The following is a 13,289-nucleotide window of genomic DNA, read 5'->3' as shown; positions in this document are numbered from 1 at the left end:
AAAGCCCCTCCTTGTTAGGCGATGCCTGTTTGTACACAGGTCTTGAACGTGTCCACGTTCGTCGGACGAATCCTCATGGTACTACTTGTACGCCCCGCAGGACGAACTTAGACCGTTTATTTTTGCCGGAGAGGGCTTAGCTGACAGCAGGTTCGGAAATCATGTATAATATTCGGGAAGTCATGAATCAATTCTAATTCGGAAGGTGTAATCATGAATATAGAAGTAATCAAAGAGTTTGTGATGCAGAACTGGCTGGTGATCGTCGTTGCACTGATCATTTTGTTCTTTGTTCTGAATGTGGTCAAAACGATGTTAAAATGGGCGATTGCCATCATCATTATTGCGGCTCTGCTGATATACAGCGGCATCTCCATTGAACAGATCAAACAAACCGTCACAGACGTGCAGTCCAGCACGATGGACACACTCAAGAAAGAAGCAACAAGCATCATGCTGAAGGAAGCTTCCAAGGCCACCTATGCGGCGGGGAAAAATGGTGAATTTACGATAACCAGTCCTAACGTTGAGCTTAAGGGTAGCACGAAGTCGGATAAAGTCGATGTGACCTTCCGCGGTATTTCTGTTGGTGAGTGGAAACTCGACAACGATACGATCCGCACATTTGTCGAACAGGCACAAAAAAATAAAACAGCACCTGCTTCGTAGTTTAAAGGAGGAATGAAGACGTGCTGCAAACTTGGCTGGACAGCCTGAAGGAGTTTAATGGGATTACCATTCTGCTGTTGCTGATCGTAGCAGCATCCTTATTACAGGGATGGTCCAGAGGGGCTTCACGTTCTGCGGGGAGACTCTTTGGTTTCCTGATGGACGGTATTATGGCGGTCATTGGTATTTTGTTATCTATCGGTCTGACGTTATGGCTTGCGCCTTATGTACAGCAATGGTTATCTGTACATGCCGGGGATATGCCTAATCGTGAGTTGAACCGGTGGGAACAGCTGTATTATACGCTGGTTACAGCGATCGCAGATTTTCCGCTGATGCGGTTTGCCGTATTATTTGTATTGAGTTACGGCTTGATTCGCATGATTCTTGGATTTTTAACATCCTTCATATTTCGCAGAAGACATGCAGGAGATGAGCAAGCTGCGCCAAAAGGGATTTTTAGCCGGCTGACAGGCGCAGTGATCGGCACGGTCATCGGTTCGGTCCGAGGAATCATTGTGATTGCCGTATTGTTCATGATTGTAAGTCTCTATCCGGGTAGTATGTTCAGCCGTTATGTGGAGGCATCTCCGATCTATATGCAGGGTGCTAAATCGGTGATTGAGCCTTTGTCTGGTACGTTTATCAAGGACAAACTTCCGGTATTCACGCAGGCTGTGCAGAAGGAACTCGGAGGGATTTTGCAACGGAAGTATGAAGTGATTGACCACAATATTCCAGCCGATATTGAGCAAGCCGCGCAGGAGATTGTCAAAGGAAAATCGACGGATGAGGCAAAAGCCAGAGCTCTGTATGACTGGGTTGGCACCCGGGTTCAATACGACTACGGGAAAGTGGATGATTATGAACAGAGGGGAATATGGCATGAACAGACCCCTCAGAATACTTTTGATACGCGCAAAGGGGTATGTATCGATTATGCCCGCTTATATGCGGTAATGGCACGTTCTCAGGGGCTTGATGTCAGGGTTGTTACAGGTCTGGGATATAACGGTCAGGGAGGGTACGGCCCTCATGCATGGAATGAAGTCTATTTGAGTGATTCGAATCACTGGGTTCCGCTTGATCCAACGTGGGCCATCAGCGGAGATTGGTTTAAACCACCTAACTTTGCCGACACGCATCTGAAAGATCAGTCAGCCTGATAGTACACCGGACACGGATATGGTTCGGAATATGACGACGTTGCCAGGTTATCATGCCGGTGGTTAAGGTTCTGCGGCATGCATCAAGTCATGAAAGAGGTAGGATGAATGAAAAAGCATTCCAATGAGAAGGATGAACTTGCGGACAAACGGCGTTTTAGTTACCGGATGAACGTATTTTTCTTCGCTTCCTTTGTTATTTTTAGTGTAATCATTGTACGTTTGGCGTTTTTACAATTCGTTGAAGGACCTGAGCTCAGTCAGGAAGAAGCAAGTAACATTACGAAGGATGTGCCGCTTGCTCCGGTGAGAGGAACCATCTACGATTCTACGGGGACGGTGAAACTGGCGTATTCCAAGCCGATTCAGTCGCTGTATCTCACATTGTACAAAAACTACGGGGATGTGGATGGCCAGCCGAATCCGAAAATTGGTGAAGTTCAAGAGATGGCTACGCGTCTGCATGATGTTTTTGAAAAGTATAAAACCCCGAATTCCGAATCCTTGACCGTGGATCAAATCATGGAGGAAATGGATCTGAATTCTCGCAAGGCTAACGGGTTTATGCCACGTCTGATCAAGAGTGATTTGTCCGAAGGGGAGGTTGCTTATTTCCTCCAGCATAAGGATGAATTCAAAGGTATTCAGATTGTGGAAGAAAGTGTACGTTACTACGATCCGGATACCGTGGCCGTTCAATCCATTGGTTATTTGAAAAAATTCAAAAGCTCCAAAACGTTGAAAAAGTATAAAGAAGTAGATGAAGCAAACAAAACGCAGACTGATCCAGGTCTGGTCTATACGGAAAATGAGTTTGTTGGATTTGATGGACTGGAGTTACAGTATCAGGATAAGCTGCGGGGCAAAAGTGGTTATACGTCGGTTGACGTTGATTTACGTAACTTGCCTGAAGGTGTAGCAGGCACAACCCCGCCGCAAAAAGGGTATGATCTGATCTCCAGCATTAACAAAAATGTGCAGGTGAAAACAGAGCAAGCGATTATGGATCAGTTAAGCTGGTTGCATCGCAATCCGGTATCCGGCAGATTACATCCCAATGCCAAAACAGGCTTTGCTGTAGCGATGGAAGTGGATACAGGGAAGGTTGTAGCGGCAGCCAGTATGCCTGATTACGACACCAATGTGTGGAGAACGGGCAGCATCAGTACAGAAGATTACGATAAAATCAAATATATTTATCAGAACGGTACAATCCGGGGATTTCTACCTAGTGATTCCAAAAAAAGAGCTGAATCTGTCGTATTGCTCGGCTCAACGATTAAGCCACTGAGTGTATTGATTGGTTTGAAGGAAGGTTTCTTTACTACTAATTCGGTGTATATCGACCGAGGTTCAACCACGTTTGGTGGAGATAACCGCCGCGTACAGAACTCATCGGGACACGTGTACGGTGCCATGTACCCTCGTGACGCCATTCGTCATTCATCTAACGTATTTATGATTGACGAGATTGGTAAGAAGCTGTACTCGCGATATGGTGCTAAGGGCGTTGACGTGTGGGACAAGTATATGGAGCAGTTTGGTCTTGGTATAAAAACAGGAGTGGACTTGCCGAATGAATGGGCTGGGCGTAAAGAATATGAAAATGAAACGGAAAGCTCCTTGACCAAACTAGCCTATGCTTCCTTTGGACAACAGGGTAAATACACAACCATGCAGCTCGCGCAGTATACCGTGATGCTTGCCAATAAAGGAAAGCGAATGGAACCACAGCTTGTCAAAGAGTTCCGGGATTCCGAAGGTAATGTGGTGGAGAAGGTGAAACCGAAGGTACTCAGCACAGCAGATTTCAATGATGCCTACTGGAATGAAGTACAGCGTGGTATGGCTACCGAGGTTTCTGCCTTTGGCGGTTTCCCTTATGATTTTGCCAGAAAAACTGGTACGTCGACACAGAATATCGGAGGGAAACTGGTGGATAACGGGGTATTTATCGCTTATGCACCCCGTAACAATCCAAAACTGGCTGTTGCGGTCATGATCCCGGAAGGGGGCTTTGGTTCCAACAGTGCGGCTCCGGTTGCACGCGCCATCTTCGATGCTTACGATCAGGAATTCGGTCTCGACGGCGTTCCGAAAAAAAATAAAGATAAAGAAACAGAAACAAGTACACAGTGATGCAGTGATGGAGATCGTGTTCTCCATATGTTTTAAGGCCCCCACAACGGGGCCTTTTTTTGTTGCTTTTTTATGGAACCCAGGCAGTCTTCTTACGTTATATACAGAGGGCTTCTTATTACGAAAATGTAACCAAAATTAGAAAGACGTTACAGTCTGCATTTGCTACACTTAAGAGGTGAGAGTTTGCCATTTTAGTCTGTTGTCTGTTGGGGTCTATTATGACGTTTCAGTATCTATAGATCGTGTGATTTTTAAACTTGTACAAAGAACGGAGAGGGGAGCATATGTTTAATCGACTTAAAAATAAACCGCCGAACGAAGACGAGAGAGCGGTAAATCAATCGACCAGCGCGAGGCTGAATGTGTTTTTTTTCGTGGCATTTGTTATATTTAGCATTCTGATCTTCCGACTGGCGTTTGTGCAGTTTGTCGAAGGGCCTGAACTGACGTACATGGAATCTACGCGTAATACAAAAGATATCCCTCTAGCTCCGGTGCGCGGCCCGATTTATGATGCGACCGGGAAAGTGGCGCTTGCTTATTCGGAGCCGGTACAGTCACTGTATGTGCTGTTATATGAAGATTATCGCAATGATGATCGCAGGCAGGAAGCCGAAGGATTGGCTCGTGAACTTGCGGATATATTCAAACGATTCAATCCGGGAGACGAGAAGCAACCAGATGCAGAGGAGATTATAAAACGGCTGGATCTGGATCACCAAAAAACATTCGGTTATGTTCCAAGACTGGTCAAGTCCGATCTAACGACCCAGGAGATTGCTTTTTTTCTAGAGAAAAAAACGGAGTATCCTGGCGTAATGGTGCTGGAAGAGAATGTACGGAGATATGACCCTGATCGAGTCGCTGTCCAGGTTGTTGGTTACACACGGGAATTCAAGCGAGTACCCACAACACTCAAGCAGTACAAATCGATCATAGAGCAATCTGGGTCTCAGCGTGATCCTGGACTGGTCTACTCTCAGGATGAGAGGGTTGGATTCGATGGGTTGGAGCTGCAATATCAGCAGGAGCTTCGCGGAAGAAGCGGATATCAATCCATTGATATTGACTCTAGGAATTTACCTACAGGCACGATGGAGTTGACTCCACCAGAGAAGGGGTACAGTCTGATCTCCACCATCAACAAGGAGATCCAGCTTGCGGCACAAAAGGCCATTACGGATGAATTACGAAAGCTGCCGAAGGCTATTACAGGCTACGCCGTAGCTATGGAAGTGGATACAGGCAATGTGGTAGCTATGGCAAGTATGCCAGACTATGATCCGAATGACTGGGATTATGACAAAATCAAGTATGTTTTCCGTAACGGGACGACAGAGTCTTTTCCGCCTAACGATAATAAGCCAAGCCGCGCAGAGTCCGTTGTTCTGCTCGGGTCTGTCATTAAACCGCTGAGTGTGCTCATCGGTCTGAAAGAGGGACTGTTCACTGCGGGGAGTACTTATCATGATAAAGGTTACGCTGTATTGGGCAAGGATGGAAGACAAGTAAAGAACTCACATTCGGCCTATAACGGTAATATTACCGCACGGAGAGCGATTGAAAAGTCGTCCAATGCATTTATGATTGATATGGTGGGAAAGCGTTTGCTGAATAAATATGGTGCCACAAAAGCCCTTGCTAAGTGGGACGAATACATGAAGGGTTTTGGTTTGGGTGTCTCGACAGGCATTGATCTGCCCAAAGAATTCCTTGGTCAGTTGGAGTATAAAGCAGACAATAATGAGTCTGCACTGACACGTCTTGCGTTTGCGTCATTTGGTCAGCAAGCCAAATATACGACGATGCAACTTGCCCAGTACACCACTATGCTGGCAAATAAGGGCAAACGAATGGAGCCACACTTGGTGAAAGAAATCAGGGACGCAGATGGCAATGTGGTAAAGAAGTTTGAGCCAAAGGTTCTTAATGAGGTGCAATTTGCGGATGCACACTGGAACGAAGTGCATAAAGGAATGGTCACCAAAGTAAGCTCCTTCGACGGTTTCCCTTATGATTTTGCCAGAAAGACAGGGACATCCGAGCAAGGAACCGGACCGAATAAAAAGGAGAATGGTGTATTTATTGCCTTTGCACCAAGAGACAAACCGAAACTGGCTGTAGCGGTTATCGTGCCGGAAGGCGGTTTTGGATCGGTTAGTGCCTCTCCGATTGCACGCAAAATCTTTGATGCGTACGATGAAGTGTATGGCCTGAACGGCATCTCCAAGGGGAAGAAGCATCAGAAATTAGAACAAGATTAATGATTCAGGGCGTAAAATATGAGGAAGCAACAGCAAGCTTATAAAATTATCGGATAAACGGCTTTAGATTGAACTTTATAAGCAACAGGACAGGCAAGGGAAAATATCCCTTGCCTTTTGTTTTTCCATCGGCTAAAATTTGCACAAGGGAAACATTATTAGACGAGTTTAAAAGTTGGTACCTTGTACAACTTAATTAGTTATGGACAAATATTTTAGGATAGGGAAAGGGGAAGGTTGAATTGTTAATGGTGAAGATGAGGAGCATTCATCGTGGATTCATTACGATGGCTTGTATTGTACTTATTATTGTGCTTACCGCTTGCTCTGGTGCACCGGGAACAGATGCCAACGGCAAAGTGCAGGTCACGGCAACAACGGGCATGATTGCGGATGTAGCACGAGAGGTGGGCGGAGCATATGTTGAGGTTACCGGATTGATGGGACCGGGAGTCGACCCACATCTGTATAAGGCATCCCAAGGGGATATCCGCAAATTGGAGCAAGCCAAGGTCATCTTCTATAACGGCTTGCATCTAGAAGGTAAAATGACAGATATTTTGGAGAAAATGTCCAAAAGTAAGTTGGTCACCGCAGTTGCCGAAAAAATTCCGGTAGAGGAACTGCATTCCGGTCAAGCGACAGGTGGAACAGAGTATGATCCGCATGTATGGTTTAACGTAAATCACTGGATGCGTGCAACGGAAGCCGTGCGTGACACACTGGTGGAAGCCGATCCGGATCACGCGGAACAGTACAAGACGCAGGCAACATCCTATCTGGAGAAGCTAGAGGCGCTGGATACGGAAGTGCGGGAGAAAATCGGGCAGATCCCTAAAGAAAGCCGAGTGCTGGTCACAGCACATGATGCATTTGGTTACTTTGGTCAAGCCTATGGCATTAAAGTGATGGGGCTTCAGGGCATCAGCACGGCAGCAGAATATGGCGCCAAAGATGTAAGTGAACTAAGGGATTTTCTCGTGGAAAATCAGATCAAAGCCGTATTTATCGAATCGAGTGTACCTGCTAAAGCGATGGAAGCGATTATTGCTGGGGCAGCTGAGAAGGGCCATAACGTAAAAATTGGTGGCGAACTGTTCTCTGACGCTATGGGGGCTGAGGGAACCGTAGAGGGCACCTATATCGGAATGGTGCGGCACAATGTCGAAACGATCGTGGCGGCTTTGAAATAAACAATCATCTGAAGAGAGGAGAGCTATGATGATGAAAAATACCAATACAACTAAACAAGCATTAGAAACTATAGATGATAGTCAGCTCGGACAAAAAAAAGCAACGGTCTCTTCGCCTCTTCGTGTAAGGAACCTGGCCGTGGCTTACCACAAAAAGCCGGTACTCAGCAATGTATCCTTTGATGTACCGGAAGGGCAGCTCATCGGCATTCTTGGACCCAATGGTGCAGGCAAATCAACGTTGATCAAAGCGGTTCTGGGACTTGTTCCGAAAATGCAAGGTGACATTGCGATTTTTGGACGATCTTATCGTGAAACCAGACGGCGTATCGGTTATGTACCACAGAGAGAGTCCGTAGATTGGGACTTTCCGACACATGCGCTAGATGTTGTCATGATGGGGCGGTACGGACATCTGGGCTGGTTCCGCCGCCCAGGGAAAAAGGAAAAGGATCTGGCTGCTCATTGTCTGGAGCAGGTTGGTATGGGGGATTACATGTATCGTCAGATCAGCCAGTTATCTGGTGGACAGCAACAGCGCGTATTCCTGGCTAGAGCGCTGGTACAGGATGCGGACTTGTATTTTATGGATGAGCCTTTTGCAGGGGTGGACGCCACGACAGAGAAAGCGATCATTTCGCTGTTAGAGCAATTGAAAAATCAGGGCAAGACTGTGCTTGTGGTTCACCATGACCTGGCAACGGTGGAGGAATACTTCGATCATGTACTGCTGCTCAACGGACGTTTGGTTGCCGCCGGGCCAACAAAAGAAGTATTTGTACCGGACTTATTACAAGAAACCTACGGAGGTCGAATTGCTATGATCGGCAACCGAACGGAGAAAGGCCGGGTGTAGTCATGTGGAATTGGGTTGTTTCTATATTGTCAGACCCGAATACACGCTGGATTTTGCTCGGTTGTCTGTTGCTTGGATTCAGCAGTGGCATTATCGGCTCATTTACCTTTCTACGTCGTCAAAGCCTGATGGGTGATACACTGGCACACGCGGCGCTGCCTGGAATCTGTATTGCGTTTATGTTGACGGAAACCAAATCGATCGGATTGTTCCTGTTCGGCGCACTCATCGCAGGAATTGTGGCGACCTTCGGTATTTCGTGGATAACCCGATTTTCACGGATTAAGCAGGATGCGGCAATGGGCATTGTTTTGACGGTATTTTTCGGTATCGGTGTTGTAATGTTGACACGTATTCAGCACAGTGCCAGTGGAAGCCAGAGCGGGCTTGATAAGTACCTGTTTGGGCAAGCCGCTTCAATGGTGCTTACGGATGTGTATGTGATGGGTGGGGTATGTCTTGTATTACTCATTGCATGCCTTGTCTGGTTCAAGGAATTTAAGCTCGTGAGCTTTGATCCGGGTTTTGCAAGAGGCATGGGATTGCCCGTTGGTGTGCTGGAGCAATTCATTTTACTACTCACGGTTATAGCTGTTGTCGCCGGAATTCAGGCCGTAGGTGTGGTGCTGGTTGCGGCACTGCTGGTGACTCCAGCGGCGGCGGCAAGATGCTGGACCAATTCGCTCGCACTGATGGTGTTGCTGGCTGGATTGTTCGGCGCAGTAAGTGGTGCCGCAGGAACAATCTTCAGCACGTTTGTTCCAAATCTGCCGACTGGACCTGTAACGGTACTTGCAGCTACGGTGCTGTTTGTTGGATCTGCCCTGTTTGCTCCAAGACGTGGGTTGCTTGCGCGCAAGTTACGGAGTGTTCAGGCGAAATCGGCTTATATGCGTGAAGAAAAGGCCGCGTTGCAGGTACATTCTGCACAGCCTAAAACACAGAAGCAGGGGGAGATGTGATGGCCACATTTTGGATTATTCTAACCGCAATACTCGTCTCCTCCGCCTGCGCCATTCTTGGTTGCTTCCTGATTCTGCGGCGCATGGCTCTGGTCGGAGATGCGATCAGTCACGCCGTGCTTCCGGGAATTGCGATAGCGTTTCTGTGGAGCGGCTCCAGAGACTCCCTGTGGATGTTGCTAGGTGCAACCGTGTTTGGGTTGTTGACGGTGTTTTTCATTCAGACTCTTCAAGCGGGAGGACTGTCTTCGGATGCTTCGATTGGTATAGTATTTACAGCACTCTTTGCTGTAGGAGTCATCCTGATCAGCCTGAATGCACAGCATATCGATCTGGATCTGGATTGTGTATTGTTCGGTGAAATTGCCTATGTGCAGTGGGATACGTTAACACTGTGGGGAATGGATGTAGGACCTAGAGCGGTCTGGATGTTGGGCATTACGTTACTTGTTATTCTCGTTGTTGTAGGACTCTTCTACAAGCAGTTCAAATTGTGCGCGTTTGACCCGGCTTTGGCTGCGGCTTGCGGCATTCCGGTGGTCTTATTTCACTATGCGCTCATGGGACTTGTGTCCATGACGTCCGTTGCCTCTTTTGAAAGTGTAGGCTCTATTCTTGTAGTAGGTATGCTGATTGTACCTGCGGCTGCGGCTTATCTGCTCACGGATCAGCTTGGTAAAATGATTCTTTATGCGGTACTGATCGGTGCAGCTTCCTCTGTCGGCGGTTACCTGATGGCGTACGCGATGGATGCTTCCATTGCAGGATGCATGGTGGCTGTGGCTGGTATTTTGTTTGTACTGGCGTTACTTCTGTCACCGAAACACGGCATTGTACTTCGTTATGTTCGCCGTAAATATGTGGCACGTTAAACATGATTTCATAAATTTAGATGACCGTCTGCATCGCAGGCGGTTTTTGGCGTTCCGGTTTTTAGGTTACTTTGTTGCATACGCGTGATCTGTGGTAAAATGTCGTTAGCTGTGACGTCCGGGGCGTCCGCCATTTCGCGGATACCGGGCGATCTTGTTGTTTTAGAGGAGAGAGACATACTGGAGGAGGATTTACAACATGAGTGAACTGAAATATAAACTGCTGGCCCTGGATATGGACGGCACGTTGCTGAATGATAATCATGAAATTACACAGGAGACGGCCAAGTGGATACAGATTGCTATTCGTCGCGGAGTGCATGTGTGCTTGTCTACAGGAAGAGCCGTATACCACGCCATGCCATATGCGGTGCAACTTGGCCTGGAAACACCCATGGTTACGGTCAACGGCAGCGAGGTCTGGAAAGCTCCACATGAGCTTCACCTGCGCCATCTGATGGACCCGGCGTTAATTTGCAAGATGCATGAGATCGGGGAGAAATATAACAGTTGGTACTGGGCATACTCCGTGGAAGAGCTGTTTAACCGTGATCGATGGACGGATAATATTGAAGGATTAGAATGGCTGAAATTCGGATTTACCACCGAGGATGATGAGATTCGTCATCAAATCATGATGGAATTGCAAGAAATGGGTGGTTTGCAAATGACCAATTCCTCTCCTGTAAACATTGAGGTAAACCCGGAGAACGTATCCAAAGCTACCGGTGTAGCTGAAGTATGCCAATTGCTAGGCATCGACATGTCCGAGGTAGTTGCTGTTGGCGACAGTCTGAACGATCTGGCTGTCATTGAAGCTGTCGGTCTGGGTGTTGCGATGGGCAACGCACAGGAGCAAGTGAAACAAGCGGCAGATTTAATTATTGGAAGCAACAATGAGGATGGCATTGCACATCTGATTCGTGAACATATTTTGAAGGGGGAGTAACCTTTGCTCGCAACCGTTGGATGGATTTTAATTGTACTGCTGTTTGCAGTAGGTATGGCAGGTACGGTATATCCGATTCTGCCGGGTGCAATCGCGATTTTCTTCGCGTTTCTGGTCTACGGCTGGTTCTTCAGCTTTGATCCGTTCGGGGTATGGTTCTGGATCATCCAGATTCTAATTGTGGTGGTGCTGTTCGTGGCGGATTATGTGGTGAGTGCTTGGGGAGTCAAAAAGTTCGGCGGTTCCAAGCTGTCTACAACGCTGAGTACCATCGGAGTAATTATTGGCCCGTTTGTGATTCCGGCTTTTGGACTTGTACTGGGGCCATTCATCGGTGCTTTTATCGGAGAACTGATCGGCGGTTCCTCGCCTTCCAAAGCATCGAAAGTTGGGTTTGGATCTGTCGTCGGGCTGTTTACCAGCACGGTGATGAAAATTATTTTGCAACTTGTGATGATTGTTCTATTTATAATCTGGGTGGTTCGATTCGCCTAGAATATCAGGTTAGCTAGCTTAGGGCCGGAGAGGTCCGGTGTGGGGGAAAGAAGGGAATCCGTTTTGTCTAAGAAGGAAACATTTATTAAAGGTACGCTCATATTGGCGGCTGCCGCATTGATTGCAAGGGTACTGGGTCTGGTGCAACGTGTGCCGCTGGAGCATATCCTCGGGGATATTGGTAACGCATCGTTCACGATCTCCAATACGGTGTATTTAATGCTGTTAACTGTCGCAACGGCGGGCATACCGAGTACGCTGAGTAAAATGGTCTCGGAACGCTACGCGCTCGGACGCGCGGGCGAAGCGCAGCAGATATACCGTGCAGCCTTGATCTTTGCGGCCGTGGCCGGTGTGGTCATGTCTGTTCTGTTATGGTTCGCAGCTCCATTTTATGCCACCCATATTTCCAAAGTACCGGAATCTGTGAGTGCCATCCGGGCGCTTGCTCCGGCCCTGTTACTCTTCCCGGCGATCGCGATGATGCGTGGTTATTTCCAGGGACGCGGCAATATGACCGCAGGTGGTATCTCGCAGATCGTGGAGCAGTTTGCGCGTGTAGGTGTAGCGATTATTGTGGCCTATGTGATGTTGCAATGGAATTACGATGATCAGACGATTGCAGCCGGGGCATCCTTCGGTGGGGTGTTCGGTAGTATCGGTGCATTTGCGGTGATGCTGTACTTCACATTAAAGCTACGCAAAAGTGACCGTGCGGCACAGCTACATTATGAGCGTGCAGAGCAATTGCCGATGCGCGGAATTTACACTGATATTTTCAAACTTTCAATTCCGATTGTGTTGTCTTCACTTGCTGTTCCGGCAATCAACTTTATCGACTCTTCCCTCGTTGTTCCCCTGCTTAGTGGACGGATCGGTCTGGAAGAAGCTACAGGCGTACTGGCAATCCTGGGTGCCAAAGCCCAGAGTATAGCCGGTATTCCGCCTATTCTTGCCATAGCGCTCAGTCAGTCCCTTGTGCCTGTCATTTCAGCGGCTTTTGCCCGTAAAGATGAGCTACATCTGAAAAATCAGGTAACGCTGGCGCTACGTATTTCCATTCTGACGGGAATGCCGATTGTGATTACCCTGTGTGCGGCGGCTTATTCGGTAAACGGATTGCTCTTCACAACTCCAGATGGCACGCCGATTATTGCATTGCTTACGTTCGGCACTATTTTCCAGATTACAATGATGACAACGAACTCCATGTTGCTCGGGGTTGGGAAACCACGAATCACGATGATTAGTGTAGCGGCAGGAATTATCGTGAAGCTGATTGCGAGTCTTATCCTGGCGCCGATCTTCGGCATTTACGGGATCATCATTGCAACAGCGCTATGTTTCCTCGTCATCACATATCTGAATCTGCGTGTGTTACGTAAAATCGTTGATTTTTCAATTATGGGGGATCGCTGGATTGGATTTATCATTACGGTGTTTCTCGCGGCAGCTGTCGGTTTTGCGGCCAATTGGAGTGGAAACCAGATCTTTGGCGCGTTCCTGCCTGCACGGGTATCTTTTCTGTTAACCTGTATGGTGGTGGGTGTGCTGGTCGTTGTGGTATATCTCGTGTTGATGGTTGTTCTTCGTGTCTTGCGTAAGGACGAGCTGGCTAGTTACCCGCGAATTCTGCAAAAAATTCTCCGTCCGCTTATGCGTCTGCAACGCGGCGCCGGACAACGAGGATAAATTTAGGTAAAAAAGCGCGGTCTGCACTT

At 47.7% G+C, this 13,289-nt stretch carries 11 protein-coding genes; all 11 read left to right on the top strand.

Features of this window, described 5'->3' with window-relative positions:
- Positions 1-213: 213 nt before the first annotated feature.
- The 11 genes from M3629_RS18205 to M3629_RS18155 all read left to right on the top strand — a co-directional run bounded on the left by M3629_RS18205 (position 214) and on the right by M3629_RS18155 (position 13,260).
- Positions 214-669: an ATPase gene (locus tag M3629_RS18205; RefSeq protein ID WP_090919599.1), complete on the top strand. Its 456-nt coding sequence runs from the start codon at positions 214-216 to the stop codon at positions 667-669.
- 20 nt (positions 670-689) lie between these two features.
- Positions 690-1,835 carry a transglutaminase domain-containing protein gene (locus M3629_RS18200; RefSeq protein WP_251509161.1) on the top strand — a complete coding sequence of 382 codons (1,146 nt, stop codon included), beginning with the start codon at positions 690-692 and terminating at the stop codon, positions 1,833-1,835.
- Positions 1,836-1,943: 108 nt separating this feature from the next.
- Positions 1,944-3,974 (top strand): peptidoglycan D,D-transpeptidase FtsI family protein, encoded by a 2,031-nt coding sequence (locus tag M3629_RS18195; RefSeq protein WP_251509157.1) that lies wholly within the window; start codon positions 1,944-1,946, stop codon positions 3,972-3,974.
- 287 nt (positions 3,975-4,261) lie between these two features.
- Entirely contained in the window at positions 4,262-6,241 is a 1,980-nt protein-coding gene (locus M3629_RS18190; protein WP_251509155.1) for a peptidoglycan D,D-transpeptidase FtsI family protein, read from the top strand.
- 248 nt (positions 6,242-6,489) lie between these two features.
- Positions 6,490-7,434, top strand: coding sequence for a metal ABC transporter solute-binding protein, Zn/Mn family (locus M3629_RS18185; protein ID WP_285888902.1), 945 nt, complete (start codon positions 6,490-6,492; stop codon positions 7,432-7,434).
- A 25-nt stretch (positions 7,435-7,459) separates the two neighbouring features.
- Positions 7,460-8,290 carry a metal ABC transporter ATP-binding protein gene (locus tag M3629_RS18180; protein ID WP_435368242.1) on the top strand — a complete coding sequence of 277 codons (831 nt, stop codon included), beginning with the start codon at positions 7,460-7,462 and terminating at the stop codon, positions 8,288-8,290.
- Between the two features lie 2 nt (positions 8,291-8,292).
- Positions 8,293-9,252 carry a metal ABC transporter permease gene (locus tag M3629_RS18175; protein ID WP_251509152.1) on the top strand — a complete coding sequence of 320 codons (960 nt, stop codon included), beginning with the start codon at positions 8,293-8,295 and terminating at the stop codon, positions 9,250-9,252.
- Positions 9,252-10,124: a metal ABC transporter permease gene (locus M3629_RS18170; RefSeq protein ID WP_251509149.1), complete on the top strand. Its 873-nt coding sequence runs from the start codon at positions 9,252-9,254 to the stop codon at positions 10,122-10,124. The genes M3629_RS18175 and M3629_RS18170 overlap by 1 nt, the downstream gene beginning before the upstream one ends.
- A 199-nt stretch (positions 10,125-10,323) precedes the next feature.
- Entirely contained in the window at positions 10,324-11,073 is a 750-nt protein-coding gene (locus M3629_RS18165; RefSeq protein WP_251509146.1) for a Cof-type HAD-IIB family hydrolase, read from the top strand.
- A 54-nt stretch (positions 11,074-11,127) separates the two neighbouring features.
- On the top strand, positions 11,128-11,568 hold the full coding sequence (locus M3629_RS18160) for a DUF456 domain-containing protein (protein WP_145336354.1): 441 nt from the start codon (positions 11,128-11,130) through the stop codon (positions 11,566-11,568).
- 63 nt (positions 11,569-11,631) lie between these two features.
- Complete coding sequence (locus tag M3629_RS18155; RefSeq protein ID WP_154891075.1) at positions 11,632-13,260, top strand: putative polysaccharide biosynthesis protein; 1,629 nt, start codon at positions 11,632-11,634, stop codon at positions 13,258-13,260.
- Positions 13,261-13,289: the final 29 nt, after the last annotated feature.

The sequence above is a fragment of the Paenibacillus polysaccharolyticus genome, from assembly GCF_023714295.1.
Classification (GTDB): domain Bacteria; phylum Bacillota; class Bacilli; order Paenibacillales; family Paenibacillaceae; genus Paenibacillus; species Paenibacillus polysaccharolyticus_A.
The sequence above is the reverse complement of the archived record's forward strand: the minus strand, read 5'-3'. Positions and strand labels throughout refer to the sequence as shown.

Bases quoted from the DNA above. Each gene is read 5' to 3' on its own strand.
- M3629_RS18170 (WP_251509149.1), top strand. From the start codon at position 9,252: ATGGCCACATTTTGGATTATTCTAACCGCAATACTCGTCTCCTCCGCC.
- M3629_RS18195 (WP_251509157.1), top strand. From the start codon at position 1,944: ATGAAAAAGCATTCCAATGAGAAGGATGAACTTGCGGACAAACGGCGT.
- M3629_RS18165 (WP_251509146.1), top strand. From the start codon at position 10,324: ATGAGTGAACTGAAATATAAACTGCTGGCCCTGGATATGGACGGCACG.
- M3629_RS18185 (WP_285888902.1), top strand. From the start codon at position 6,490: ATGGTGAAGATGAGGAGCATTCATCGTGGATTCATTACGATGGCTTGT.
- M3629_RS18190 (WP_251509155.1), top strand. From the start codon at position 4,262: ATGTTTAATCGACTTAAAAATAAACCGCCGAACGAAGACGAGAGAGCG.
- M3629_RS18180 (WP_435368242.1), top strand. From the start codon at position 7,460: ATGATGATGAAAAATACCAATACAACTAAACAAGCATTAGAAACTATA.
- M3629_RS18160 (WP_145336354.1), top strand. From the start codon at position 11,128: ATGGCAGGTACGGTATATCCGATTCTGCCGGGTGCAATCGCGATTTTC.
- M3629_RS18175 (WP_251509152.1), top strand. From the start codon at position 8,293: ATGTGGAATTGGGTTGTTTCTATATTGTCAGACCCGAATACACGCTGG.
- M3629_RS18205 (WP_090919599.1), top strand. From the start codon at position 214: ATGAATATAGAAGTAATCAAAGAGTTTGTGATGCAGAACTGGCTGGTG.